At 60.8% G+C, this 26,493-nt stretch carries 25 protein-coding genes and 1 tRNA gene; 16 read left to right on the top strand and 10 right to left on the bottom strand.

Going from position 1 to position 26,493, the window contains the following annotated elements; translation table 11 throughout:
* Window positions 1-133: 133 nt before the first annotated feature.
* From BLT09_RS11760 to BLT09_RS11735, 6 genes are all read right to left on the bottom strand, one after another.
* Complete coding sequence (locus BLT09_RS11760) at window positions 134-976, bottom strand: carbohydrate ABC transporter permease (RefSeq protein ID WP_091593184.1); 843 nt, start codon at window positions 974-976, stop codon at window positions 134-136.
* Window positions 977-981: 5 nt separating this feature from the next.
* Window positions 982-1,878: a carbohydrate ABC transporter permease gene (locus tag BLT09_RS11755; protein ID WP_091593181.1), complete on the bottom strand. Its 897-nt coding sequence runs from the start codon at window positions 1,876-1,878 to the stop codon at window positions 982-984.
* A gap of 139 nt (window positions 1,879-2,017) precedes the next feature.
* Complete coding sequence (locus BLT09_RS11750; RefSeq protein WP_091593180.1) at window positions 2,018-3,265, bottom strand: ABC transporter substrate-binding protein; 1,248 nt, start codon at window positions 3,263-3,265, stop codon at window positions 2,018-2,020.
* A gap of 114 nt (window positions 3,266-3,379) precedes the next feature.
* Window positions 3,380-4,525, bottom strand: a complete 1,146-nt coding sequence (locus tag BLT09_RS11745; RefSeq protein ID WP_091593177.1) for an ABC transporter ATP-binding protein — start codon at window positions 4,523-4,525, stop codon at window positions 3,380-3,382.
* 90 nt (window positions 4,526-4,615) lie between these two features.
* Window positions 4,616-5,566 carry a PfkB family carbohydrate kinase gene (locus BLT09_RS11740; RefSeq protein ID WP_091593176.1) on the bottom strand — a complete coding sequence of 317 codons (951 nt, stop codon included), beginning with the start codon at window positions 5,564-5,566 and terminating at the stop codon, window positions 4,616-4,618.
* Window positions 5,567-5,569: 3 nt separating this feature from the next.
* On the bottom strand, window positions 5,570-6,370 hold the full coding sequence (locus tag BLT09_RS11735; protein ID WP_091593174.1) for a beta/alpha barrel domain-containing protein: 801 nt from the start codon (window positions 6,368-6,370) through the stop codon (window positions 5,570-5,572).
* 162 nt (window positions 6,371-6,532) lie between these two features.
* Here BLT09_RS11735 and BLT09_RS11730 point away from each other — a divergent pair, with 162 nt between their 5' ends.
* The 3 genes from BLT09_RS11730 to BLT09_RS11720 all read left to right on the top strand — a co-directional run bounded on the left by BLT09_RS11730 (window position 6,533) and on the right by BLT09_RS11720 (window position 9,705).
* Window positions 6,533-7,294 (top strand): DeoR/GlpR family DNA-binding transcription regulator, encoded by a 762-nt coding sequence (locus tag BLT09_RS11730; protein WP_091593520.1) that lies wholly within the window; start codon window positions 6,533-6,535, stop codon window positions 7,292-7,294.
* A 268-nt stretch (window positions 7,295-7,562) separates the two neighbouring features.
* A complete protein-coding gene (locus tag BLT09_RS11725) occupies window positions 7,563-8,711 on the top strand; it encodes a Gfo/Idh/MocA family protein (protein WP_091593171.1) in 1,149 nt (382 codons plus the stop codon).
* Between the two features lie 16 nt (window positions 8,712-8,727).
* Window positions 8,728-9,705 carry an alpha/beta hydrolase gene (locus BLT09_RS11720; protein ID WP_091593169.1) on the top strand — a complete coding sequence of 326 codons (978 nt, stop codon included), beginning with the start codon at window positions 8,728-8,730 and terminating at the stop codon, window positions 9,703-9,705.
* On the opposite strand, the gene BLT09_RS11715 is transcribed toward BLT09_RS11720, so the two are convergent.
* On the bottom strand, window positions 9,693-10,715 hold the full coding sequence (locus BLT09_RS11715) for a LacI family DNA-binding transcriptional regulator (protein WP_128246056.1): 1,023 nt from the start codon (window positions 10,713-10,715) through the stop codon (window positions 9,693-9,695). The two genes, BLT09_RS11720 and BLT09_RS11715, sit on opposite strands and share 13 nt — an antisense overlap.
* A gap of 129 nt (window positions 10,716-10,844) precedes the next feature.
* On the opposite strand from BLT09_RS11715, the gene BLT09_RS11710 reads away from it, so the two are divergent.
* The 8 genes from BLT09_RS11710 (at window position 10,845) to BLT09_RS11675 (ending at window position 19,073) form a co-directional block, all read left to right on the top strand.
* A complete protein-coding gene (locus BLT09_RS11710) occupies window positions 10,845-11,789 on the top strand; it encodes a sugar kinase (RefSeq protein ID WP_091593165.1) in 945 nt (314 codons plus the stop codon).
* Entirely contained in the window at window positions 11,786-13,072 is a 1,287-nt protein-coding gene (locus BLT09_RS11705; protein ID WP_091593162.1) for a D-tagatose-bisphosphate aldolase, class II, non-catalytic subunit, read from the top strand. The genes BLT09_RS11710 and BLT09_RS11705 overlap by 4 nt, the downstream gene beginning before the upstream one ends.
* 148 nt (window positions 13,073-13,220) lie before the next feature.
* Window positions 13,221-14,105, top strand: a complete 885-nt coding sequence (locus tag BLT09_RS11700) for a dihydrodipicolinate synthase family protein (RefSeq protein WP_091593160.1) — start codon at window positions 13,221-13,223, stop codon at window positions 14,103-14,105.
* Window positions 14,106-14,128: 23 nt separating this feature from the next.
* Window positions 14,129-14,788 carry a GntR family transcriptional regulator gene (locus BLT09_RS11695; RefSeq protein WP_091593158.1) on the top strand — a complete coding sequence of 220 codons (660 nt, stop codon included), beginning with the start codon at window positions 14,129-14,131 and terminating at the stop codon, window positions 14,786-14,788.
* Between the two features lie 63 nt (window positions 14,789-14,851).
* Window positions 14,852-16,189 (top strand): ABC transporter substrate-binding protein, encoded by a 1,338-nt coding sequence (locus BLT09_RS11690; protein ID WP_091593518.1) that lies wholly within the window; start codon window positions 14,852-14,854, stop codon window positions 16,187-16,189.
* Entirely contained in the window at window positions 16,189-17,148 is a 960-nt protein-coding gene (locus tag BLT09_RS11685; RefSeq protein ID WP_091593156.1) for a carbohydrate ABC transporter permease, read from the top strand. Before BLT09_RS11690 ends, BLT09_RS11685 begins: the two co-directional genes overlap by 1 nt.
* Window positions 17,149-17,970, top strand: coding sequence for a carbohydrate ABC transporter permease (locus tag BLT09_RS11680; RefSeq protein WP_023797160.1), 822 nt, complete (start codon window positions 17,149-17,151; stop codon window positions 17,968-17,970). It begins immediately after the preceding gene.
* A 44-nt stretch (window positions 17,971-18,014) separates the two neighbouring features.
* Window positions 18,015-19,073, top strand: coding sequence for an ABC transporter ATP-binding protein (locus tag BLT09_RS11675; RefSeq protein ID WP_091593153.1), 1,059 nt, complete (start codon window positions 18,015-18,017; stop codon window positions 19,071-19,073).
* 145 nt (window positions 19,074-19,218) lie between these two features.
* Here BLT09_RS11675 and BLT09_RS11670 read toward each other — a convergent pair whose 3' ends face one another.
* Both BLT09_RS11670 and BLT09_RS11665 read right to left on the bottom strand, forming a co-directional pair.
* Window positions 19,219-20,313, bottom strand: a complete 1,095-nt coding sequence (locus tag BLT09_RS11670; RefSeq protein WP_236473452.1) for a helix-turn-helix transcriptional regulator — start codon at window positions 20,311-20,313, stop codon at window positions 19,219-19,221.
* 122 nt (window positions 20,314-20,435) lie between these two features.
* The gene (locus tag BLT09_RS11665) at window positions 20,436-22,181 is read right to left on the bottom strand and encodes an alpha/beta hydrolase (RefSeq protein ID WP_167366406.1); all 1,746 of its coding nucleotides are present in this window, start codon (window positions 22,179-22,181) and stop codon (window positions 20,436-20,438) included.
* Window positions 22,182-22,577: 396 nt separating this feature from the next.
* Here BLT09_RS11665 and BLT09_RS11660 point away from each other — a divergent pair, with 396 nt between their 5' ends.
* The 3 genes from BLT09_RS11660 to BLT09_RS11650 all read left to right on the top strand — a co-directional run bounded on the left by BLT09_RS11660 (window position 22,578) and on the right by BLT09_RS11650 (window position 25,306).
* Window positions 22,578-23,717 carry a hypothetical protein gene (locus tag BLT09_RS11660; RefSeq protein WP_091593149.1) on the top strand — a complete coding sequence of 380 codons (1,140 nt, stop codon included), beginning with the start codon at window positions 22,578-22,580 and terminating at the stop codon, window positions 23,715-23,717.
* 121 nt (window positions 23,718-23,838) lie between these two features.
* Window positions 23,839-24,657 (top strand): sterol desaturase family protein, encoded by an 819-nt coding sequence (locus BLT09_RS11655; protein ID WP_091593147.1) that lies wholly within the window; start codon window positions 23,839-23,841, stop codon window positions 24,655-24,657.
* Window positions 24,641-25,306 (top strand): methyltransferase family protein, encoded by a 666-nt coding sequence (locus BLT09_RS11650; RefSeq protein ID WP_139172585.1) that lies wholly within the window; start codon window positions 24,641-24,643, stop codon window positions 25,304-25,306. Before BLT09_RS11655 ends, BLT09_RS11650 begins: the two co-directional genes overlap by 17 nt.
* A 415-nt stretch (window positions 25,307-25,721) precedes the next feature.
* Here the strand turns inward: BLT09_RS11650 and BLT09_RS11645 are convergent.
* Window positions 25,722-25,798 (bottom strand) — tRNA-Arg (locus BLT09_RS11645).
* Between the two features lie 150 nt (window positions 25,799-25,948).
* On the opposite strand from BLT09_RS11645, the gene BLT09_RS11640 reads away from it, so the two are divergent.
* Both BLT09_RS11640 and BLT09_RS36010 read left to right on the top strand, forming a co-directional pair.
* Entirely contained in the window at window positions 25,949-26,248 is a 300-nt protein-coding gene (locus BLT09_RS11640) for a DUF768 domain-containing protein (protein ID WP_027153425.1), read from the top strand.
* 72 nt (window positions 26,249-26,320) lie between these two features.
* Window positions 26,321-26,467 carry a glycine zipper domain-containing protein gene (locus BLT09_RS36010; protein ID WP_236368745.1) on the top strand — a complete coding sequence of 49 codons (147 nt, stop codon included), beginning with the start codon at window positions 26,321-26,323 and terminating at the stop codon, window positions 26,465-26,467.
* The last annotated feature ends 26 nt before the right edge of the window (window positions 26,468-26,493 follow it).

The following is a 26,493-nucleotide window of genomic DNA, read 5'->3' as shown; positions in this document are numbered from 1 at the left end:
ACAGCACGAGCACGATTCAGCGGCGCTATGAAGACGCCCGAGGCCGCGGCGATATCGCCTGCCAGCAGAGAAGGTCCAATCCATCGATTTCGACGCGCGGCCTTCCCCATCGGTTCTCGGTGGGAGGGACATCCTACTTGACCGAGCCCGCGGTCATGCCGGCGAGGAAGAACCTCTGGGCAACGAGGTAGATGAGCAAGAGCGGTAGCGAGCCCAGCACGCTCATCGCCATCATCTGGTTCCATTCGAAGGCGTGCTGCCCCATCAAAAGTTGGATGCCGATCGGGACGGTGCGCATGGACGTTGACTTCGTCAGCGTCAGCGCAAAGAGAAATTCGTTCCAGCACAACAGGAAGGTGTAGACCGACGTCGCCACGATACCAGGCAGTGAAATCGGGACGATCACCCGCCAGAGTGCGGTCCAGCTGGTGCCGCCGTCGACAGCCACCGCTTCATCGAGATCGCGGGGCAAGGTGTTCAGATATCCCGTCATCAGCAGGATCGCGTAGGGCAGCGTAAACACCAGGTAAGTCACGATCAGTGCGACGTAGGTGTCGAAGATGCCATACGAGACGACAAGCCCGAAGAAGGGGATCAAAAGCGTGATCGGCGGAATCGTCTGCGTGCTGATGATGAGTGTGTTGAGGCTGCCCTTTCCGCGGAAATTGAAACGGCTGAACCCATAAGCCGCCAGCAAGGCGATCAGGACCGTCAGCACGGTCACCGCTCCGGCCACGAAGTAGCTGTTGAAGAAGAAGCGCAGCTTTACCGGGTCGCCAAGGATGGCCGCATACGCTTCCAGCGTGAAGGCCTTCGGCAGGACGGTTGGTGGCAGGGCAAAGATTTCGGTATTCGACTTGAACGAGCTGCTCAGCATCCAGTAGATCGGGAAGGCCGCGAAAAAGAGCCCTGCGGCAAGCGCGACATGGAGCGCGACGGTGATCAGTCTGTCTTTCGGTGTGTGCCTTTTCCTCATGGTGACTACCGAGCCTTTTGATAGCGGATGTAGAACAGCGTCAGGCCGAGAGAGATCAGCAGGATGACCACGGCGCTCGCCGACGCCTGCGACAGGTTGTAGCTCGAAAACGCCAGCTTGTACGTGTAGGTGCTGAGGACCTCGGTCGAGTAGATCGGACCGCCGCCCGTCGTTATCCAGATCAATGGAAAGACCTGCATGGTCCAGATGAAGTCGAGCAGCGAGATGCTGATGATGATCGGCATCAGCTGCGGGATGGTGATGAAGATCAGCTTCTGGTAGGCTTTCGCCCCGTCGATATCGGCGGCCTCGTAGAAATCCTTGGGAATGCCCTGCAAGCCTGCGAGCAAGCTGACCATGAAAAGCGGGTAGCCCGCCCAGATATTGGCGAAGGTGACGGCGTGCAGCGCGGTCGCCGTCGAGGAAAACCACTCGACCTTGGAACCGATGATGCCCATCTGCATGAGAACGCTGTTCACGACACCGTTCGGCTCGAGCAGGAGGCGCCAGATCACGGCGATAATCACCGCGGTGAACAGCCAAGGCAGTATGTAGAGCACGCGCAGAATGTTGCGCAGCGTCGGATTGATGCGGTCGCTGTTCAGCATGAGTGCGAAGACCATGCCGATGGTCATATGGAAGATGACACTCATGCAGGTGAAGTAGAGCGTGTGCCACAGCGAGGCCCAGAACACCGGATCGGCAAAGATCGCGTGGTAGTGTTTCAGTCCGGCAAAGGATGGGTCGCGACGCAGCACCGCGCTGTTCTGGAACGAATAGCCAATCACCGTCACCATCGGCAGTAGCATCAGAAGGCCGATGATGAGGAGCGAGGGTGACAGATAGAGATAGGGTGCGGCCGCTCGTTTCAGTCGATGGTGGGAGCGCTTCTGCCGAGTCATGTGCCACCCTTGGGATGTGCCTTCAAGAGGAAGGTGCGCTTCGGAAAGAGGTCCATCTCAAATTGCCGATCCGTTGTTGACGGGTGGCCTGCCCTAAGTCAGGCTACCCGGTGGAAGATAGCAACGGGGAACAGGTCGCTCAGAATTTCGCCATCCAACCCTTTTGAGCGTTGGCTGCGGCTTCTTCCGGAGACTGCTCGCCGGCGAGCATCTTCTGGGCTTCCACGTCGAACTGGGTCATCAGGTCTTCAGCCACCGGCAGACCCGTGAACTCGTTGGCGAGATAGCCGGTCTTGAAGATTTCGAAAGCCTTGGCGAAAGCCTTGTCCGAGGTCACGAAATCGGGCTTGGCGTTGACGTTGCCCGGGAAGGCGTTTGCAAGCGTCACGAGCTTGGCGTTCACCTTTTCACTCATCAGATATTGGACGAGCTTCCAGGCTTCCTCCTGATGTTTTGAGGCCGCAGAGATGCCGATGCCCCAGGAGGCGTAGGGAAGGCCGCGCTTGCCGTTATAATTCTCCACGACCGGGACGGGGATGAGGTCGAAGTTCAGCTTGGGATTGCGTTTGCGAATGAGGTTCACATGCGCGAGCGAGTCGATCATCATTCCGACCCGATCGTTCACGAATTCCTCGACCTTTTCCTGCTCGGTCTTGGTGGCGATGCCGGGCGAAATGACGCCGGCGTCGTTCAGCGATTTGACGAAAGTGAGCATATCGACGACCGGCTTGCCCTCGAGAGCCGGCTTGCCGTCAGCCATCATCGATTGACCCGAGGCCCAGACCCACGACATCAGGTCGTTCTGGACACCGGACGGCGTTTGCAGCGACAAGGGCAGCACCCAGCCATACTGGTTCTTGTCGGCATGGGTCATCTTCTTGGCGGCTTCGAGAAACTCCGCGCGGGTCGACGGCAGCTTGGTCACGCCTGCCTGGGCGGCGAGATCCATGTTCACGAAGACCGGATAGACGAACGAAGCCACGGGAAACATCACCGCCTTGCCGTCCACCTTGATGATATCCGCGACCTGCGTCTGGTCGAACTCGCTCGCATCCATCATCGGGTTCATGTCGGCCAGCGCATTCTGCGCGTTCAGATTGTTCACCCAGGCGCCGTCGAGACCGACGACGTCGCTAAGCGTTCCAGTTGCAGCACCAACCGAGATCTGGTCTCGCGTGGTCGCATAGGGGCCGCTGACCAGCGTCACCTTGATTCCGGGGTTTTCAGCCTCGAAGTCATTCATGATTGCCCTGAGCGAGCCGGCCGGCAATTCGGGCTCCCACCATTGGGTGAATTCCAGCGTCGTGTCCGCCATGGCGCCGGTTGCGCCAAGCAACCATGCGGCCGCGGCTATTTTCAGCATCGCGGGTTGTATCCGAAACATCATTTTCTCCTCCTTCTTTAAGATCGACCGCACAATGCGGACGATCGTCTGCTCTACTCAGAAGCCTTCTTGCGTTTCGCAGGCGCCTCGCTCTCGCCTGCGGTCTGCCGCAGATCTTCAGATCGCCAGATGCGTCTCGGGATCGAAGAAATGGAACTTGGCATCATCCAGGGCCAACCGGATTTCCGAGCCGGAGTGGACGGCGCTGATCGGCTCGAATCTCGCCACCGCGTTCGATGCCAGGCCAAAATCGTCCACCGCGTCCGGATCGCCGGAGTCCACCCGGACCGCGTCGATGTTCAGATGGACAATATGTTCGGATCCGAGTTCTTCGATCGAGGTCACCTTGGCCGGTATCGTCTGATACTTGCGACCGGATTCGAGGCTGCTGTCATAAAGATCCTCCGGTCGTATGCCGAACACGACCTTGCGCCCCGCAAACGACCTCAAGCCCGGCCTGCGCACGAAGGCTGCCTCCTGCAACCGGATGGCGAAGGTGCCGGACATCAGTTCGTCGCCCGTCAGGGTCGCCTCGAAAAGGTTCATCGAAGGAGAGCCGATGAAGCCGGCAACGAAGGCGTTCACCGGCGATTCATAGAGCCTCTTGGGTGTATCGACCTGCTGCAGCACGCCGCCTTTCAACACCGCGACCCTGTCTCCCATCGTCATCGCTTCGATTTGATCGTGGGTCACGTATATGGTCGTTACGCCGAGCTGCTTTTGCAGACTGGTGATTTCGGCGCGCATTTGCACGCGCAGTTTCGCGTCCAGATTGGAAAGGGGTTCGTCCATGAGAAAGGCGGCCGGCTCGCGCACCATGGCGCGGCCCATGGCAACCCGTTGACGCTGTCCGCCTGAAAGGTTCGCGGGTTTGCTGTCCAGCAAAGACGTCAGCTGAAGGGTTTTGGCGATCTCGTCCACGCGCTTCTTGCGCTCGGCCTTCGGCTTGCCTGCCAGCCGCATCGAAAAGGCGATGTTTTCGAACACCGTCATATGCGGGTAGAGCGCGTAGCTTTGGAAGACCATCGCGATGTCGCGGTCCTTGGGCGGCATGTCGACGACGTCGACTCCGCCGATCCGAAGGCTGCCGCTGGTGATGTCCTCCAATCCCGCGATCATTCGCAACGCGGTGGATTTGCCGCAGCCGGACGGCCCGACGAGAATCAAGAACTCGCCGTCCTCGACCGATAGGTTCAATTGGTCGATTGCGCGAAAATTGTTACCGTAGGTTTTGCAGATATTCTCAAGAATGACTTCTGCCATATTCCTCCCTCCGCAAGTATAAGCTGATGATTTTTATAACCCTCCTCGGAGCATGTTCAGCTGCGAAATATTTCATCGTATAGGTTCTAGTTATGTTCCAGTATTGACATGCGTTTTTTTCAGTTCGACTGCTGACGGCGCGTTCGTCGATGCCAGGAGTTCCGTAACCTGGTCGTCGGTCGGAAGCGCCTCGCGCCCGCCACGGCCCGTTATCGAAAGGGCTGCCGCCGCGGCCGCGAATGCCACCCGGCCTGCGGTGCCGGCTCCGCGCGTCAACGCATGGGCATAGGCGCCATGAAAGCAGTCACCCGCACCGGTCGAGTCGACGACCACAATCCTGTGCGGGGGCAGGTGCCAGAGACCTGTCTCTTCACGCCCGCGATAGTACACGCCCCTGCCACCGTCGGTCAGAACCACGGCGGAGCGCGACGGCAACCACAATGCATCGAGTATCTCGGCCGGCGACCGGCGGCCCGTGGCGGCCCGCGCAAAGCCGAGCGGAAGAATGAGATGGTCGCAGAGCCCAATCAGTCTCTCCGTGGCTGGGCCGCTGCTCCATTCGATATCGCCGAGGATCGCAAGGCCGAGATCGCGAGCCCGAGCCACGACATCCAGGGACCGGATCGCGTAGCTATCGACGATCAGGACGGTAGCGCGGCTGAGGATATCGTCCGGAAAATCCGGAGCGGTGCCCAGCATCGCATCGTCGTCATACGCGATGAACCGTTCCCCGTCCGAGCCGACGGTGATCCGCGAGCGCACCGGGCGCGCGTCGGGGTGGCGCGGCGCGAATGCGGTTTCAACACCGCTCGCAACGAGATCGCGCAGCACGGCGTCGTCCGCGGCAGTGCCCAGCCATCCGGCGAACCCGGCGGTTCCGCCGAGTCGCACGACGGCGGCCAGCGCCGTCGCAACATTTCCCCCGAAAGCGCGGGCACTTTGCAGAACCTTCCCCTTGCCCGCCGACAACGGCTGATCGACGTAGACGATGTCGTCGATCGCAATAGCGCCGAAGCCGAGGATCGCGGGGACGGTGGGCATCGTTCAGGCACCTGCCTTCGCCAGGGCGTGTTGCGCCGAAAGGCCGTCATGGATGACGCCCCGAAAGGCAAGCGCTGCCTTCTCCGGATCGCCATGCCCCCAGAGATTGCGGCCTACCACGGCGCCGCGTGCGCCGGCACGGATGGCGTCCGCCGTCTGCTGAAGCGCGCCGAGCAGCGTATCGGTCTTTGGACCGCCCGCGATCACAACCGGCACCGGGCAGGTCCGGACGGTCTCTCGGAACGACTCGAAATCGCCCGTGTAGCCGATCTTGATCACGTCGACGCCGGACTCGTAGCCGATGCGCGCCGCATAGGCGATCTCGTCGGGGGTGAAGACGATTTTTGCTCCGTCGGTGAAATCGCGAGGGTAGATATGCGCCACCACAGGCATGCCGTAGCGGGCCGCTGCATTTACCGAATCGGTCAGCCAGCGTATGTATTTGCCCTCGGTCGCGCCGCGCACCGGAATGGCCACGGCCAACGCATCGGCCCCCGCGCGCACCGCATCTTCGGGCGTTGCGATCAACTCGCTGATGCGATCGTCCGGAGTGAAGCAGCCCGCCTGAATCACCAGGGAAGCTTTGCCCGCATATTGCGGCCACAGATGGCGCGCGGTGCCAGGCTGGATGCTGACGTAGTCGGGTTTGCCCACCATGACGCGTGCGAGCGCACCCGGCAGGTCGGCAAGGCCGCCTTTGCGCACGTCGCCATAGCCGACGAAGTGGTCGACCGCGCCGCCAAAAAGGTTCCCCGATGGATGCGAGAAGAGGCGCGCAAGACGCACCTTGGTTCCGAGGCTCATGAGTGCAAAATTCCCCAATCGTTTGATTTCAAAATCCTGGACCCAGTGTTTCCGAAAGAAATGAGAAATACAATCTTTCGAAAGCTTTCGAATTTGCGTATTTTTGGTAAGGTGAGCCGAGGCCAGAGCGGTTGCTTGGCGCAGGGAGGCAAGGACAGGGCAATGTTGTCGGAGCAGAGACGCCAATCGATCCTGGGTGAAGTGCAACGCAACGGACAGGTTCGCATCAAGGACCTGTCAGAAGATTTTGGCGTGTCGGAAGTCACGGTGCGCTCCGACCTCGAGATACTGGACCGCAAGGGACTGCTGACCAAGACCCGTGGAGGGGCGGTGACCCGGACCACAGATTCGACCACGGCCGCGTTCGCCCGGCGGATGCAAACGAACCTCGACGCAAAGAAGCGCATCGCCCGGGCGGCGCTAGACCTGTTCGAGGACAACCAATCGGTCATCTTCGACGGCGGCTCGACATTGATGCAGGTTGCCATGCAGTTACCGCCGCTCAGCAATGTCGTGGTCGCGGCCACGGCCATGAATATCGTGCAGCATCTTATGCATCGTCCCGGGCTCGACGTTCATATGATCGGCGGCCGGGTCTATCCCGACACGGTGAGCACGCTGATCACCGATGCCGATACGGCTCTCGGCGGCTTGGTAGCGCATCAGGTCTTTGTTGGAGCGCATGCGATAGACTCGTCACTGGATGTGGTCGACGTGAACGAAGACATGGCGCGAACGAAGCGAAACCTCGTTCGCATGGCCCGGCGCGTTGTCCTCCTCGCCGATTCGAGCAAATGGGGCGTCAGCGGGACCTCCAAGGCATTTTCGCTGTCGGCCGTCGATGTGGTGATCACCGACGATGGCCTGCCCGGTCCAATACGCAGCAAGCTTGAGATGACCGGGGCCAAGGTGATCTATGCCTGAACCCATCTCGGTCCCTGACCGCGACGGAAAGATCCAATGCGCGCATGACCCACGGGATTCGCATCGGCTGTTGGCCGTTTTTTCATGTCAGTCATGTTCTCCTCCTCAAGGCTGGCGGCCTCCAATGTTGCGCCATCATTTTTGCATGTTCAATAATAATTTTACGCGCGTCAACATTTAAAATGCTGTATAGCGGCTTTCGAATGTGATCCGTTGCTGGTGCAATGATTCAACCAGAGCGTTGCGACGTCGGGAGGTAGAGTGGAAAATGCCAGGAAAATCAGGAGCTAAGCTCGGCATCGGCGTTGTCGGGTGCGGCAATATCTCGATGACCTATTTGCGCAATGCGGCTTTGTTCGGCGGGGTCGAGCTCAGCGCCTGCGCCGACATTTCGGCCGATATGGCTGCGCTGCGCGCCAAGGAATATGGCATCCGCGCGGTCAGCGTCGACGCGCTTTTGGCCGACCCGAACATCGACCTTGTCCTCAACTTGACGATACCGGCGGCGCATTTCGATATTTCGCTTTCGGCACTTTCGGCGGGAAAGCACGTCTTCACCGAAAAGCCGCTGGCGACCTCGGCCAAGGATGGCAGGCGGCTTGTCGCCGAGGCGGCGGAGCGCGGGCTGCTGCTGGGCTCGGCCCCGGACACCTTCCTTGGCGCCGCCGGACGGCGGGCACGCCGCCTCATGGACGAGGGTGCGCTCGGCCGGCCGGTGACCGGCACCGCCTTCATGATGGGGCGCGGCATGGAGCACTGGCATCCCAATCCGCAATTCTACTATCAGCCCGGCGGCGGACCGGTCTTCGACATGGGTCCCTACTACCTGACGATGCTGGTCAATTTGCTCGGGCCGGTGGCCCGCGTGATGGCGATGGCGACGCGGGGCCAGGAGGAGCGGCTGATCACCGCCGAAGGCCCCTACCGGAACACCAGCTTCAAGGTCGGCACACCGACCAACATCCTGTCGCTGCTGGAGTTTCGCTCAGGCGCCACCGTCACCTTCGGCGCCTCGTGGGATGTCTTCAGGCACTCCAACCACCCGATCGAGCTGCATGGGACGGAAGGCTCGCTCAGGCTGCCCGATCCGGATACGTTCGGCGGCACCGTCTCGCTGTCGGAACGAGGGGCCGACTGGGCCGACTTCCACAGTGAGAGCGATCTCTATGGCGCGCGCAATTGGCCCTTCGCCGCGCCCGACCGCGCGAATTACCGCATGCTCGGCGTTGCCGATCTTTCGCGCGCGCTGACAACAGGAAGAAAGCCGCGGGCGTCCGGCGACCTTGCGCTTCATGTGCTGGAAATCATGGAGGCGATCCTCGCTTCGGGTGAGAGCCGCGAGTCCGTCGCCGTCAACGCAACGGTCGATCAGCCGCCGCGCTTCCAGGACGCCGAAGCGGCGAGCCTGCTCGCCTGATATCGGAGGGCTTACGATGACGACATTGCTTTCACCCTTGCTCGATCCGGAGGCCCGGCATGTGCTCGACCTTGACCGGCAGGCGGCCGCCCCGCCATTCGAAGCCGGCACGCCTGAAGAGGCGCGCCGCGCCTATGAGGAGGGCGTTCCGGCACTCCAGGGCGAGCGCGAGCCGGTCGGCTCATTGACTGAGCGCACCATCACCGGACCCGGCGGCCCGTTGACGCTCAGAATCTATCGCGGACAGGGCGCGGTCGGAGCCGCTGCCCCGGCGCTGCTCTATCTGCATGGCGGCGGCTGGGTGATCGGCAATCTCGAGTCGCATGACGAGATCTGCCGCTGGCTTGCAAACATGGCGGCCTGCGTCGTCGTCTCTCCCGACTACCGGCTGGCGCCGGAACACAAATTTCCGGCGGCCATCGAAGATTGCCGCGCCGCACTTTCCTTCATGCAGGGCGGCGCGGGCGATCTCGGCGTCGACGCCGAACGGATCGCTGTCGCCGGCGACAGTGCCGGCGGCAATCTCGCTACCGTGCTTTGCCTGCTTGCGCGCGGCGACAAGAAGCCGCCGGCGGCGCAGCTGCTGTTCTATCCGAACACGGACGCCTCGCAGGCGGCGGACAGCTATCGCCGCTTTGCCGACGGTTATGGCCTGACTTCGGCGACCATGGCCTGGTTCCGCGACCACTATATCAACCATGCTGGCGATATTGATGACTGGCGCGTGTCGCCGCTCAAGGCCGCAAGCCTTGCCGGCGCAGCGCCGGCTTTTGTCGCAATCGCCGGCCATGATATCCTCGCCGACGAAGGCGAGGCCTACGCGAAGCGTCTGGAAGATGACGAGGTGCCGGTCGTTCTGCGGCGCTGGCCCGGCCAGATCCACGGCTTCGTTTCGATGGGCCGCCATGGTCCGGCGGCGCGGCAAGCGGTCGGCGCGGCAGTTGCCGCATGGCGCGGCTTCGATCCTGTGTTTGGAAACGCTCAGGCCGACTGACGCATGACCAGCGTCGCGTCGAGACTGACCTTGCGTGCAACTGTCGCGTCGTCCTCATCCAGCAAAGCCAGCAGCGTCTCGACGCTGCGTCCGGCCATGGAAGCGAAGTCCTGCGCCATGGTGGTGAGAGCAGGGCAGGTGTAGCGGCTCAGCGGATGGTCGTCATGGGCTGCGACCCGCAGGTCGCAATCGCCCTTGCGACCGACCTTGCGGCCTTGCGAATAGGCGGCAGCCATCACGCCGAAGGCGAGGCGGTCGTTGGCGCACAGAATGGTCTTGCCCGGCAGGCCGCCACGGACGAGCATCGCTTCCATCTGCTCATAGCCGATCCGTTCGAAATCCCAGGTGTAGTCATAAGGGGTGCCGATGAGCACCGGCTCATGCCCGAGCCGCTGCATGGCCCCGACATAGCTGTTCAGGCGCTCGCGCGAATTGTGGTTGACGTGCGGGATGTCGAAATAGACCGGGGCGTCACCGGAGCGGCAGAGATAATCGACGATGGTCGAGACGCTCTGGCTGTTGTTGTTGCCGACGAACGGCGTGTCGCCCTCGAGATAAGTGTCGAAATAGACGATCGGTATGGTCTGTGTCAGCTTCTCCAGCGTGCGCTCGTCGGAGCGCAGGCCGAGCGGCGCGATCAGCGCGCCGGAAACTTTTAGCGAAAGAATGGTTCGCGTCGCTTCCACTTCGAGCTCACGCGAGCCGTGCGAGGAGATCACGATCGGCCAATAGCCTTCGTCGCGCAGCCTGAGTTCGATGCGGCTGACCATTTCCGAATAGAAGGGATCGGCGAGCGTCGGCACGACGATGCCGATGCTGCGGGTCCGCTTGCGGTTGAGGTTGCGTGCAAACAGATTGGGCTGGTAGTCGGACGAGCGCAGCGCCACTTCGATCCGCTGACGTGTCGCCGGCTTGACGCTGGTCGGATCGTCGAAATATTTCGACAGTGTCGGCCTGGAGACGCCGCAAGAGCGAGCAAAATCCTCCATCGTCTTGTGCGTCATCGACATCAACCCTCGAAAGCAAGGCGAAACTTTTTCAGATAAACGGGGTAGTTTCCATGCGTAAATTTATTAATTGACGCGAAAAAGCACAAGCCGTATTCACTTGAAGTAGGCGAATTTGAGGGATTTCGCGAGATGAAGAAGCTGGTCGGTGCCGGCGAGATTCTGGTCGAGATCATGGCCGAGCGGATTGGTCAGAGCTTTCTCGAGCCTGGTCCGCTGCTTGGACCTTACCCGTCGGGCGCGCCCGCGATCTTCATCGGCCAGGCGGCGGCGCTCGGCCAGCCGGCAGGCCTCATCGGCGCCGTCGGCGACGACGATTTCGGCAGGCTGAACATCGATCGGCTGCGGGTACTTGGCGCCGACGTGTCGGCGATCGCGGTTCACACGGGCCATGCGACGGGCACCGCCTTCGTCACCTACCGGGCCGACGCCAGCCGGCATTTCGTCTTCAACATCCGCAACAGCGCCGCCGGCCTGATCGAGACAAACGCGGCGGCGACAAAGCTGCTCGCCGGTGCCGATCACGTCCATGTCATGGGCTCGTCGCTGTTTTCCGACCGCGCCATCACAGTGGCGCTATCGGCGATCGAGACGGTCAAGGCCAAAGGTGGAACCGTGTCCTTCGATCCGAACATCCGCCGCGAGATCATGCAGGCATCCGGCATGCGCGAAGCACTCGACCAAGTACTGGCGCAAGCCGACATCTTCCTGCCGAGCGGCGAGGAGCTCTTCCTGTTCTCATCCGCCACGGACGAGAAGGGTGCAGTCGACGAACTGCTGGCCCGTGGCCTGTCCTGCATCGTCCTGAAGAAAGGCGCCGCCGGCGCCGTTTATCATGATCATCACGGTGCGGTCGCCTCGCCCGGCTTTGCCGTCGACGAGATCGATCCGACCGGCGCTGGCGACTGCTTCGGTGCTGCTTTTGTCTCGTTCTGGCTGCGCGGGGCGGCTCCTGCCGAAGCCCTGCGGATCGCCAATGCCTGCGGTGCGCTTGCCGTCACCCGCAAGGGGCCGATGGAAGGCATTTTCCCGCTTGAAGCGGTCGAGGCCTTCATCGCCACGGGGAACACGCAGTGAGTGGCGCGACGCGAAGGTTTGCGAACATTGCGGGCAGGCGCGCCGCAGGCGAGAGATGCGGCATCGCCTCGGTCTGCTCGGCGCATCCGCTGGTCATCGAGGCTGCCCTGCGCCATGGCGCGGCGCGGCACACAGATGTGCTGATCGAGGCCACCTGCAACCAGGTCAACCACGACGGCGGCTACACCGGGATGACACCTGCGGGGTTCCGCAGCTTCGTCGAGGCGCAAGCACACAAAGTCGGCTTCCCCGTCGATCGCCTGATCCTCGGCGGCGATCATCTCGGGCCGAATCCCTGGAAGCACATGGCTGCCGCCGCCGCGATGAAGAAGGCTGCGGCGATGATCGATGCCTATGCGAGCGCCGGCTTCACCAAGATGCATCTAGATACGAGCATGGCCTGCGCCGACGATCCAGCCGTGCTTGCCGATGAAACGATCGCCGCGCGCGCGGCCGAACTTGCAGCAATCGCTGAGGCGGCGGTCGAGCGGGCAGGCGGCGAAAAACCGGTCTACGTCATCGGCACCGAAGTGCCGGTGCCGGGCGGGGCGCTGGAGGCGCTGGACCACCTGCATGTGACGGCGCCCGGGGATGCCTTGCGCACCGTCGAGATCCACGCGCGAGCGTTTTCCCGCGCCGGCCTCGAAGCCGCATTTGGCCGTGCGGTCGGCGTCGTCGTCCAGCCCGGCGTCGAATTCGGCAACACCGAGATCATGCCCTATGCACCGGCCAAGGCGACTGAACTGGTAGCTGTGCTCGACCGTATGCCGCAATTGGTTTTTGAGGCGCATTCGACCGACTACCAGCCGGCCGAAGCGCTCAATGCCCTCGTTCGCGACGGTTTTGCCATCCTCAAGGTCGGCCCCTGGCTGACCTTCGCGCTTCGCCAAGCGCTGTATGGGCTCAGCCATATCGCTGATATCCTCGCGCCGGACTTTTCGCGCGAAAGCCTGCCTGCCGCGATGGAACGCATCATGCTGGCGTCGCCGGACAATTGGCAGCAATACTATCCGGGCACGCCGGACGAGCAGCGCATGCAGCGGCATTTCTCGTTCAGCGACCGCATCCGCTATTATTGGCCGACGCCGGAGGCGCAGCGCGCAACACGGACGCTGCTGGACGTGCTGAGCGAGAAGGATATCCCCCGGCCGCTGATCAGCCAGTATCTGGGGCATCTCGACGCCGAGGTTGCCGCACGCCGGGTCAAGCCCCTCGCTCACGAGCTTCTGATCGGCAGCGTCACCCGTGTCCTCGATATCTACGCGGACGCGACGGGACAGTAGGGATCGCGCTGCCGGAAAGGCGGCAGCCGCCCAAATCCGCATCATATATTCGTCCGATGTCGACGCCGTGTTCGAAAAGCCCCTTCGCAATTTACAACTAACATGTTAGTGTGCTAGGAGTGCTGCACATCGACATCTGGAGAGAATAGTGGTCTCGCGCTTTGGTCTTTCGGTTGCTCTCGCCACGCCTTTCGATGCGTCCGGGCAAATCGCCATCCTTCCCATGGTCACGCAGGCCCGGGCTTGCCTTGGCGCCGGCTGCAGCAGCGCCACGCTGTTCGGCACCACCGGGGAAGGCGCTTCCGTGGGCACGGCAGAGCGGCGGATTGTTACCGAGGCCATGCTGGCCGCCGGCATTCCGGCACATCGGCTCGTTGCCGGCGTGCTGGTCGATGCAGCCGAAGACGCCGCCGAACAGGCGCGGCATGCCTTGCAGTGCGGCGTCCGCAACATCCTGCTGGCTCCGCCGAGTTACTTCAAGAATGTCGGCGAGGACGGACTGTTCGGATGGTTTTCTGCCGTCTTCGCTGCGCTCGGGCCGCTGGCTCGCGGCATCCTCCTCTACAACATCCCCTCTGTCACCATGGTGCCGCTCCCGCTTACCCTGATCGGTCGGCTGTGTGCGGCCTTCCCCGGCGTGATAGCCGGTGTCAAGGATTCGGGTGGCGACTGGAGTTACAGCGAGGCGCTGCTAAGAGCCCATGGCGACATGGTGATCCTGATCGGCGACGAGCGGCACCTGGCCAGAAGCGTGCGCCAGGGCGGGCAGGGCGCCATTTCCGGCATGGCCAATTTCGTAACCGGCGAAATCCGCGCCATGGCCGAGGATGGGCGCGACGATGCCCGTGTCGGGAGCTTCGTGCTCGAATTGCTCAGATTTTCGGTCATCCCGGCGGTGAAGGTCATGGTGGCGCGCAAAACCGGCGACGAGCGCTGGCTGACGGTCCGTCCGCCGCTGGAGCCGATCGGTTCGCAGGGGCGGCAACAGGTTGCTGCCGCCTATGACAGGCTGTTTGCGACAGAGCCGGCCTGACCGGCAAAGGGAAGCGCGCTGAAATGGACGACAGCAGCGAACCGGCAACCCTCAGGGAAAGAGCTTATGCCAGCTTCACGCGGCATTTGCTGGCCCGCGATCTGCGGCCGGGACAGTTCGTGTCGCAGCGCGAACTGGTTGCCTTTACCGGGCTGCCGCTAGGCGCCATCCGTGAGATCGTGCCGCGTCTCGAGGCCGAGGGGCTTTTGACAACCATCCCGCAGCGCGGCATGCAGATCGCCCATATCGACATCAACCTGATCCGCGAGGCCTTCCAGTTTCGCCTGTTCATGGAGCGTGAGGCGGTGGCGCTGTTCACCGTCAACGCCTCCGACGCCGTGCTCGCCGGCCTGCGGCGCGAACATGAGGACATGCTGGCTCAAGCCTTGTCGCAGACGCCGACGCCGGAAATGGAAGCCAAGGCCCAGAACATCGATTGGGCCATGCACGACACCTTCATCGATGCGCTGGGCAACGAGATCATCGCCAAGGCGTATCTGGTCAATTCGGTAAAGATCAGACTGATCCACCAGGAGCGTTTCCGCATCGATGGGCGCGTCGTGCCGGTGATGCAGGAGCACCTGACGGTGATCGAAGCGCTCGAGAGCCGCGATCCGCAAAAGGCGGTTGAGGCGATCAGTCGGCATATCGACAATGCGCGCCGGTTGGCGCTCCAGATCTGAGGACGTATGGTTCGCGGCTGCCGCGACGCTATCCATAACGACAGCAACCCAAGGGAGGAAGAAATGTCGTCCAATCCGTTCAAGCCAACAAGAAGGCAAGTCCTTGCAGGAACCACGGCGCTCGCAGCCGCGGGCCTGGCCGGCCTTCGCCCGAGCTTTTCCGCCAGCGTCGACTGGAAGCGCTTTTCCGGCACCACGCTCGACGTCAATCTGGTGAAAAGCCCGCGCAGCGACACCATCCTGAAATACATCGCCGAATTCGAGGAACTGACCGGCATCAAGGTCAATGCCGAAGCGACGCCGGAACAGCAGCAGCGACAGAAGACGGTGATCGAGCTCAGCTCCGGCAGGCCGAGCTTCGATGTCGTGCATCTGAGCTATCACGTGCAGAAGCGCCAGTTCGAGAAGGGTGGCTGGCTGGCCGACATCGCCGGCTATCTCGCCGATCCGACACTGACCGATCCCGGCCTGGTCGAAAGCGATTTCGCCGAGGCCGGCATGCTTTTCGCCAAGGACAACCAGGGCGTGCTGCGTTCGCTGCCCTTCTCGGTGGACTACTGGATCGTCTACTGGAACAAGGAGCTGTTCGAGGCCAAGGGCCTAAAGTACCCGGAATCGTTCGACCAGCTGGTGGCCGCCGCCGAAGCGCTGACCGATCCATCGACCAACACGTTCGGTTTCGTCGCCCGCGGCCTGAAGAATGCCAACACGCCGGTGTGGACGTCGCTGATGCTCGGCTACGACATGACGCCGCTCGACGACAACGGCAAGCTGCGCACCGAAACGCCCGAGGCGATCGAGGCCGCTGCCCTCTACCAGAGGCTAATGACCAAGTCCGCCCCTCCGGGTGTCACCGGCTTCAATTGGGCTGAAGCGCAGTCCGCCTTCCTCCAGGGCAAGATCGGCATGTGGTTCGATGGCGTCGGTTTTGCCCCGCCGATGGAAAATCCCGAAAAGTCGCGCGTGGTCGGCAAGGTCGGCTATGGCGTCATGCCCAAGGGGCCCAAGGCGCATGCTTCCGGGACGTTTGGCGACGGCCTCGGCGTGACCGCCTCCAGTGAAAAGAAGGAGGCCGCCTATCTGTTCTGTCAGTGGGCGGTTTCCCCGGCGATGGGCGCGCGCCTGCTCCAGGCCGGCGCCGGCGTGCCGTTCCGCAAGTCGGTGCTGGAAGATCCCAAGGTGCGCGAAGGCGTCACCATGCCGGCAAGCTGGCTCGATGCGGTGGTTCAGTCCGGCAATATCAGCAGGCTGGCGCTGCCGGTGATCATCCCGGTCACCGAGTTCCGCGACATCTACGGCGTGGCGCTGACCAACATGATTGCCGGTGCTGATCCTGCCGAAGAGCTGAAGAAGGCCACCGCGCAGTTCCAGCCGGTTCTCGACAGGAGCGAGCAGGGCTGATGTCGACCATCGCCCCTGAACGCACCGGGGTGACGACGAAACGCAGCGGCGCGACGACGCAAGCCATCGAGGAGAGCCAGTCGGTCCGACTGGCTCCCAACTACTGGCCCTTCGTCGTTCCGGCGCTCGTCGTCGTTAGCGCCGTGATCGTCTTTCCCTGGGCTTTCACGCTCTGGATGAGCGTCAACCGCTGGACGCTCGGCCAGTCGCGGAGCTTTGCCGGGATGGAAAACTATCTCCGTCTGGCCAGCGACCCGCGATTCTGGGAATCGCTTGTTCATACGTTGACCTACACCTCGCTGTCGGTGGCAGCGCCGATGTTGTTGGGCACTGTCGCCGCCCTGATCTTCGACGCCAGGTTTCCGCTGCGCGGCCTGCTGCGCGGCGTCTTCGTCATGCCGATGATGGCAACCCCAGTTGCCGTGGCGCTGGTCTGGACCATGATGTTCCATCCCCAGCTCGGCGTACTCAACTACCTTCTGTCGCTGGTCGGTATCCCGGCGCAGGAATGGATTTTTAACGCCAACACGGTCATCCCTTCGCTGGTCGCGGTCGAGACCTGGCAGTGGACGCCGCTGGTGATGCTGATCGTGCTGGGCGGGCTGGCCTCGGTGCCGCGCGAGCCGTTCGAGAGCGCCGAGATCGACGGCGCCAATGCCTGGCAGCAATTCCGCTACCTCACTTTGCCGATGATCGCGCCGTTCCTGATGATTGCGTTGATCATCCGCACCATCGATGCGCTGAAGAGCTTCGACATCATCTATGCGATGACCCAGGGCGGACCGGGCACGGCGTCCGAAACCATCAACATCTATCTCTACAACACCGCCTTCTCCTATTACGACATAGGCTATGGCTCGGCCATGGCCGTGGTGTTCTTCATCGTCATCGTGGCGCTGTCCTTCATTCTCCTGATGCTGCGCCAGCGCTCGCAGTGGAACGACGCGGAGGGCAAATAGATGAGCTCACGTCTGCTCAACCAGATCGGCCTGTTTTTCGCGGCTCTGGTCATCGTCTCGCCGGCGATTCTTTTCTTTCTCTGGATGATCTCGCTTTCGCTGAAATTCGAGATCGACAACGGCGCCTATCCGCCGATCCTGATCCCCGAACGCTTCGCCTGGTCGAACTATGTAAAAGTGTTCGAGGAGAACAATTTCCTGCTCTATCTCTGGAATTCGGTTCTGGTGACCGGCACGGCGACACTGCTGGCGCTGCTGATCGGCGTACCGGCCGGCTATGGCATAGCGCGGCTCAAGGCCGAAAAATCGGCGGTCGTCATCATGATCGCCCGCATGACGCCGGGGCTGTCCTATCTCATCCCGCTGTTTCTGCTGTTCCAATGGATCGGGATACTCGGCACGCTCTGGCCGCAGATCATCATCCATCTGGTGGTGACGGTGCCGATCGTGGTCTGGGTGATGATCGGCTATTTCGAGACCACGCCGATGGAACTGGAAGAGGCGGCCAATATCGACGGGGCCAGCTCCTGGCAGGTGTTCCGGCTGGTCGCCCTGCCCATCGCCAAGCCGGGCATCGTTGTCGCCTTCATCCTGTCCGTCATCTTCTCGTGGAACAATTTCGTCTTTGGCGTGGTGCTCGCCAGCCGTGAGACGCGGACGCTGCCGGTCGCCGTCTACAACATGCTTTCCTATGAGCAGGTGAGCTGGGGGCCGCTCGCCGCCGCCGCACTGGTGGTGACGCTGCCGGTGCTGGTGCTGACCATGTTCGCGCAAAAGCAGATCGTCGCAGGACTGACCGCCGGCGCGGTCAAGGGCGGCTGAAGACGCATTCCAGCTCGACATCACTCTTCTCCCGGAGAAATCCAATGGCATCGGTAACCATCAACAACGTGCAGAAGGCTTTCGGAGCCACCAAGATCATTCACGACGTCAGTGTCGATATCGCCGACGGCGAATTCGTCATCCTGGTCGGCCCGTCGGGATGCGGAAAGTCGACGCTGCTGCGCATGATCGCCGGACTTGAAACGATCTCGGGCGGGAAGATCACCATTGGCGAACGCATGGTCAACAATCTGCGGGCGCGGGACCGCAACATCGCCATGGTGTTCCAGAATTACGCGCTCTATCCGCATATGACCGTGGCCGACAATATGGGCTTTGCCCTCAAGATCAAGAAAGCCGATCCGGCCGATACCGCTGGCCGCGTCAGGAATGCCGCCAGCATCCTCGGCCTGGAAAAACTGCTTGAGCGCTACCCGCGTCAGCTCTCCGGCGGCCAGCGCCAGCGCGTTGCCATGGGCCGCGCCATCGTACGCGACCCGCAGGTCTTCCTGTTCGACGAGCCGCTCTCCAATCTCGACGCCAAGCTGCGCGTCCAGATGCGCGGCGAGATCAAGGCGCTGCACCAGCGGCTCGGCACCACAACCATCTACGTCACGCATGACCAGATCGAAGCCATGACGATGGCCGACAAGATCGTCGTGCTGCATGACGGCCTGGTCGAGCAGATCGGCGCGCCGCTCGACCTCTACGACCAGCCGGCCAACCTCTTCGTTGCCGGCTTTATCGGCTCGCCCGCCATGAATTTTATTGCCGGCCGCATCGAGGAAGGCGTGTTCCGCAGCGCCGGCGGGCTGATCCTGCCGCTGCCGGAAGGCGCCCGTCCGACCGACGCTGCAGGACGCGAACTTGTCTACGGCATCCGTCCCGAGCACATCCGCGCAACTGCCCAGGGCATGCCGGGCACGGTCACGCTTCTGGAAGCCACGGGTTCGGAAATCTTCGCGAAGGTCGACTGCGCCGGCGAGGAGATTGCCTGCCTGTTCCGCAAGCGGCTGCCGCTCAAGCAGGGCGCGGCGATAGGGATCGAAGTCGATCGCGCCTGCGCCCACCTGTTCGACGCGAAAACAGGTCGGCGTATGTGATGGCGTGGCCTGCGCGGCGGGTGCGCTGACGCCAAGACGATATTCACGCAAAAGCGCCGCAGTACCAATTGCGGCGCCTGTCGCCAAACGCGTTTCCACCGACGTGCAACAACCGATGGTACTGGACAGAACGGTGTTGCGCGAACTATCGGCCGTTCGAGAGCCTTGTGAGAAGCGCGACCAGCTCCGACTGCCGATGCGTCTGCGTCTTCGCGAAGACCGATTTCAGCTGGTTGCGCCCGGTCTCATAGGAAACGCCAAGTTCGTCGGCTGCCGCTTCAACGCCGTGTCCCGCGCAAATCTTTCTCGCCAGCCTCGCTTCGGACGCTGTCAGCCTGAAGCAGGACTGCAGCACGGCTTCGGCAGGAGGAGGTCTCGCGTCAGGATCAATGAGGACGACAATTGCCTGGCAGGGCGCCAACGCGTTGTAGGAGACTTTCGGCAGTCGCAACGGATAGGCAAGGAGCGGCCGCCCTTGCAGTCTGGGCAGTGGCACGGGTGGCATCGATGCGGCCGTGTCCGGCGAACACAGCAGCGCTTTCAGCGATCGGTCGAGAGCATCTGTCGCGGTTCGGTCAAAGGAGACCAGACGACGGCGCGTAATCTGCAGGCCTCGCCCCAGAAGCCTTTCCGCCGGAGCATTGGACCGGAGGACATTGCCGCTCCTGTCCAACATGACGGCAGGCGTTTCGGTGGCGCTAAACGCATCCAGTGCCGCGTCGGCCCTCCCGAAACCTATTGCCCGCGCAACTGCGGCCACAGAGCCCAGCTGTTTCGAAAGGTCCGCCAGCTGTCTCATTTCGTCTGGCGTGAACGGGCCCTGTTGGATCGACCGTTGCAGCGACAGCGCCCAGAAGTCATCTCCGGCGGCGATCTTGACGGCTGCGCACCATCGCAGGCCGAATGGCGCGAGGAATTCCTGGTAGTATGGATGCTTGGCGATATCGTCTGACGTCAGGAGGTCGAACTCCGAGGTGACCCCTTTCCGATCGAGGAAGTTGATGAGGCGATACCGCTCGTCGCGGTTTATCCAGCCGTCGCGGACGTAGGAATCGAGAGCAGGGGCCATGGTGCGGCTGCAAGGCACGAGTGGCAGATGCCCTTTTATGTCGAAGAGCAGCGCTCCGGCGCTCCCGGTGGCCTTTTCTGCCACCTCCATCGCGGAATCCCAGCGTGATGGATCGAGGGCTGCCTCGATAAAGGCAACACCGATCGCGTCAAAATCGAAAGCAGCGTCCACCGCCAGCCCCTTGGTAGGCACCTATCCAAACACATTGAAGTTTGAATTGCGAGTCGGGCCGCCCTCTGAGCCGCCCGCGATCGTGATGCAGCTTGGCGGTGCTTGCCGCCAGGTCGCCGGAACTAGTGTTCCTTGGGCGATGTTGAAGAGCGATGCCTGAACCGGAACGGCGACCTCATCTGCTTTGGCGACCTTATCGCCGCAGCCCGCTGCGTTACCGGCCCTCGCCACTGCTCCTCCGACGCGGCGGTGAACTGCGGGGCCTGCATCCGCCCAATGCACCCAGTCTTCAGCTTGCGTCTGGGGTTCGCCAGGAAATCGGCGACAACCTCAGATCCGCAAGGGTCGGAATCGATCACATCGTGCCCAATCCCGCGAAGCACGACGACCTGCCCAAAAGGAAGGCTTTTGGCCGCACGATATGCCCAGTGAGTCGGTGTTGCCGGATCATACTCTCCCGACAACAGCAGGGTCGGGATATCCAGGCGGCGGGGATGCTTTTGCGAAACCGTCATTCCCTGGGGAAACCAAAGCGGGCAAACCCAGGTATAGTCGGCCTCTCCGATCCACTTCGTCCAGTATTCGAGGCGCTTGTCAGGCAGCTCGGATCTGTTGGTCTCAGAGCAGGTGACCGAAAAATCCATGCCCTGGGCAATCTCGGTATCGTCATGTTCAAAGATCATATCCGCAAGCGGTCTGAAATCGTTTTCGTATGTTTTCTCGACTAGATTTGGAAGATCTTCAATAGCGTAACGATCATATAGCAACCCGAATATAAGCTCGAGAAAATCCGCGCCGGAGACATATCTGTACTGAGCGGGAGCGTTTTCCCTGTCGTCGCTCCGCAAAAGCACCGGCTGTTTGTCCAGCTGGCTTACGATCGCTCGCACCGCGTCTCCCAGTCCGCGCATGCAATTTTTTGATTTTTGGCAATCTCGTTCCAGCAGTCGCAAAGAACGATCCAGATTTCGCCCATCTTCCTTGAGGTAGTCGATATCAAGGGGAAGAACGGAATCCAGAATGCTCGCCGAGACGCCCTCTGGATGCTCGTTCATCACTTCCAAGGCAACTCTTGTGCCGTAAGAGACGCCGTAGAGTACCCACTTCCTTATGCCAAGAGCCATGCGAACGTCGTTGACGTCTGCTGCATTTTCGATGGTGTTGTAAGCGAAGAGGTCAATGCCCTTTGCTATCAGCGCGCTTCGGCACGCGACCACCTCATCTCTCATGAGCTTGTCAAAGCTGATCTCGGCATCGACGCTTAGTGAAATGGAGTTCCAATGATCGGCCTTGAAGTATCGCGAACAGCTCAGCCTGGGAATTGACTTTCCTATCCCTCGTTGGTCGACCACGACCACCCGGCGCCCGATCATCCAATTTTGATCACTTATGAACTGCCACCATGCCTCGATGTCTTCCCTGTCGCCAATATCGGTGGGCTGGCCAGGCCCGCCCGTGAGAAACACAATGGGCTCATGCCGCTCGCGGTCGGGTTCGAAGACCACCACCGATAGAGTGATTTCAGTCCCAGAAGCTTTTTTGCGGTTTTCAGGGACATTGAGAGTCCCGCACGTCATTCCGCGGTCGCGCGGAACCTCGAACCAGCAATTCGTTTTCTTGAACTCTCCGGCATGGATATCCCCGCTCCACGCGCAAAAGAGAAGGACAGCTGACGCGAGCTTAAGGAGTACTCGATCCAGATTGATGAACATACGTCGAAAAGAGGCGCGCATGTTGCCCTCCAGCATGAAGCAAGGCCTGAGGCATTCGCTCGCCACCCACTGAGCTTTGACATCAGCGCGGTCGTAGGAATGATCGTAGTTTCCCCCTGCCCCACCAATTGCCAAGTGCGATTTTGCTCGCAGCAAGCTACCCCTCATCGATAATAGAGTGGTTCCATGGGCCGCGCATGACCCATTTGGGTATAGGATCATGGCGACAGTGGCGTCAGGGCAGTTGTCACCGTTGCCGTACCCCTGAGCCTGTGGAGCGCGCCGACTTACTCCGTCGGGCCGCGGCAGCAATCCAGGACTATCGTGACGAGATCGCCATCGCATTCGGGGTTGGCGCATGCCGACGAGATCCTCGGCAAGCACGCGATGGCGATCCCACAATGCGCTTTGCCTGGAACGCTATCGCGACGGGCAATAAGAAGAAATGCCGCAGCGATGGAACGACCAACAATTGTCGTGATCACAACCGTTTCACGTTAACCGTTAGGAAACGACGGGCTTGTTAAATGAGTCTCCCCAAGGGGCATAAATATGGCACTTCACCTTTCGGCGGATGCGGTTCCTGTCGCGGCGGCCCCACAGAAGTATCTTTTTGGTCCGGTCGCTGACTTTCTCATGCTTGGCGGGAGCGCGTTGCTCATCCTGCCGGTCTTGTTTTTTGTCCCTCTTAAGTACGAAGGTTTCGTGGGCGCAACGATGTTGTTGCTGGCTCATCTGATAAACCATCCGCACTTTGCCCACTCGTATCAACTTTTCTATCGCAATTTCGGGCGGAAGGTGTGCGGAGACGGATATGACAAGAACCTTCAGGTCCGTTACATCTTCGCGGGCATTGTCGTCCCGCTGATCATGGGCGGTTTTTTTGCTTACGGTTCAATAGCGGGGAATGCGCGCCTGCTGGGGTATGCTGGCAATGCGATGGCCTTTTTTGTGGGCTGGCACTATGTCAAGCAAGGCTACGGCATGCTGATGGTGGACGCTGTATTGAAGCGCAGGTTCTTCAACGAGCAAGACAAGAAAGTGCTGCTGTTCAACGGCTATGCCGTATGGCTGTTCGCCTGGCTTCAGACAAACGCGGTGATCACCGAAAGGCAATTCTGGGGCTTGGACTACTACACATTTGCCGCCCCCTCATGGGTCACCAATATTGCCGTATTTGCCGCCGCTGCTTCCACGGCAGCCACGGTCGTGATGCTGATCAATCGCTGGCGCAAGCATGGTGGCACGCTACCGTACAACGGCGTCGTCGCTTACGTCGTGTCTCTATACGCCTGGATTCTATTTGTGAGGATAAACCCGCTCTGGCTGCTTGTGGTGCCGGCGCTCCATTCGTTGCAGTACCTGGCGGTGGTCTGGCGTTATCAGACCAATGTAGAGCTCGACCGTTCAGATGCTGTTATAGAACCCGAATTCAAGGTCCTGTCCATTATTGGTCCGATGTATAGGTTGCGAGTGCTGGGCTTTATCATCATTGGTAGTGTTCTTGGGATTCTCGGTTTCTGGCTGGTCCCGATCGCGTTGTCTGCTTTGATTCCTTATAATAAAGAGGTGCTCGGCTCGTCGCTGTTCCTCTTCATAGCGTGGATATTCATCAACGTGCACCACTACTTTCTGGATAACGTTATGTGGCGACGAGGCAATCCAGAGGTGTCAAAATATCTGTTCCGCTAGTCACTTGCCGCGGCAATCTTGTGATGGCCACAGATAGTCGGCTGGACCGCTCGCCACGCGGCGGCCAGCGTCGGAAAACGGTTCGGCCATACCTGCGTCAGCCGCTTGGTGGGCTTCAATAATGTTCGAGATAATCGATCTGAAAGCGATTCTGATCGTTTTTATGATCTTCGTTCCGCTGGAGCATCTGGTGCCGCTGCATGATGGGCGACGGTACCTGCGACGGGCGTTCGTAACCGACCTCCTTCACCTGCTGGTGACCGGACTGCTGTTCAAGATCGGATTTCTGATCTTTGTCGGCGCCTGCATGATGGCCATCAATTCAGCCGTGCCGAGTATCATCGGCGAGACGGTGCGGACGCAGCCCATATGGCTCCAGACGATCGAGGTGATCGTTATCTCGGACGTTGGTTTCTACGTCGCCCACAGGACGCTCCACTCTGTGCCGTTCCTTTGGCGATTTCACGCGATCCACCACAGCATCGAAGAACTGGACGCCCTGGCTGCCCACCGTGTTCATCCCCTCGACCAACTCTTCGTCAAGGCGACGTCGCTCCTACCGATCTACGCCCTCGGCTTTTCGGTCTGGCCAATCATCATCGCTGGGCTGATCTACCAATGGCAGGCGCTACTAATTCACTCGAACATCAAGATCGGGTTTGGGCCGTTCAAGTGGGTGGTCGCCTCACCGCTCTTTCATCATTGGCACCATGCTAACGAGCCAGCGGCCATCGACAAGAACTTCGCCGGCCAGCTTTCTGTCATCGATGCGATATTCGGCACGATGTACATGCCCGAAGTGATGCCGACGAAATACGGGACCGACGAGCCGGTGCCAGATGCCTATTTGGGACAACTCGCCTATCCGTTCACCACGCCTAAAAGGCCCATCGCATCAGACTTGCAAATGGCGGAGCTGAATCATGACCAGTCGAATTGAAGACTTCGCCGGCCAAGCCGCGATCCTGGCTATTTTCTCGGCGCTGGTGGTGCTGGAAACAGGTACAATTGGCGGCATATTCAATGCGCGCGAGAGTCTCGAAGGATGGTCGCTAGTATTGATCTCTCGGATCGCTGCCTTGATCTTCATGGCTATGTCGCTCTTTTTCACGCTGGTGAGGCTGCCGGCCAAGGCCACCGCGTCGGGCCTTGCACCGCGCATAGTCTCGATCGCGGGAACCTTTGTGATGTTCTTGCTGGTCGTACTCCCGGTCGGAACCGTTCCAACAGAAGTTCGACTGTTTGGAACCGCGATGATCGTGGTGGGCACGATCCTTTCAGCCTACTGCCTGCTTTGGCTTGGACGGTCATTTTCTATAATGGCGACAGCTCGAAAGCTCGTGATCGCCGGCCCCTATAGCATCGTCAGACACCCGCTTTATGTTGCGGAGGCGATCACAATCAGCGGTGTTATCATCGCCAACTGGTCGATCTCGTCGGTTGCGGTCGGTGCCTGCTGGTTTATGCTTCAGTTCCGGCGGGCCGTGAACGAAGAGCGCGTGCTGCGCGCCGTGTTCCCCGAATACCAGGAATACGAACGGCGAGTGCCAATGCTGCTACCATTTCGAGTGGTCAAGGCAGCCCGCTGATCGTTTCCGGCGCCACCTGGTTAGGATCGAGATAGAGTATCTTGTCGGGCAACGGCGTCAGGCCATATGCCGTGCGGAATTTCCCGTTGTGGCGCTTCTTTCGACGCTCGCCTGAGGGCATGAGCTACAAGGCGTTCCCTTCTAGTTCTTCTGACGAATTGAAGCGTTGCGACCGGAACGGAAACAGGCGTGATGACGTAGCGTGTCTCGAAGCAGGGCGTGGTCCAGGAGCCAGGAGTTTGGCAAACTATTTGGTCTCGTCATCTGCTGAGTGCACTGCACGTTGCGTATGAAAACGGTGTCTGGCTGGCACCAAGCGCACACAAAGCGCGCTACGACCACAACGTGTACAAAGTTCGCCATACAAAATCGCAGAAAAAAGTACGGCGATGGCTCCCTAAGTAATTGAAAACTATGGTGATCCCGACAGGAATCGAACCTGTGACCTACAGATTAGGAATCTGCCGCTCTATCCTACTGAGCTACGGGACCACGCGGCCCGACACATAACTGCTTCGGACCGTTTCGCCAAGAGGCAAGCTTGACGCAATCGGCCGGTCACGAGTGGACCGCAAAGATGGGCCGGAAATAGCGGAACTTCGGACCGCCGCCGCGCTTTAGTGTGCCGAAGGAGAGACCCGCATGAGTGCCACGAAAGAGTTCTTCGAAACCTGGCTCCAGGAGAACGTCGGTAACCTGCCCGCGGAAAGCGAAGTGAGCGTGGCCGTCCTGGTTCAGCAATTCGAGCAGGATGCCGATGCGGCCGGCTATGGTCACGAGGTGCGCCAAGACGAGATCGGCGACATCGAAGAGGCCATTGAGAAAGCTCTGAACAGGGCCCGGACAGGCGAACAGCCGCAGGCTGACGATCCGGCCGAAGAGAGTGATCTGGCGCCCGTCATGGAGGCGCTGGAGGTCGACGACCCGAAGAGCGGGCCGTAGCGATCCCAGGCAACATCGGATGGCAGCCTACCAGCGGTTGCAGCTCTCCCCTTCCACCCTAAATGACCCGGCATGATGGATGCCAAACACATTACACTCGGCGTTGTGATCGGCGTGGCTATCGGTGTCGCATCGGACAATATTATTGCGGGTATCGGAATCGGTATCGCCCTGGGCATTGCCTTGGGTCTTGCGCGGAGGCGGTCCGGTCGGAAGTGACGATCGGAGCATCGCCACGTCCCGGG

Origin of the sequence: Mesorhizobium muleiense (assembly GCF_900099905.1) — a bacterium.
Classification (GTDB): Bacteria; Pseudomonadota; Alphaproteobacteria; order Rhizobiales; family Rhizobiaceae; genus Mesorhizobium; species Mesorhizobium muleiense.
This window is presented reverse-complemented; position numbering and strand designations above follow the sequence as displayed.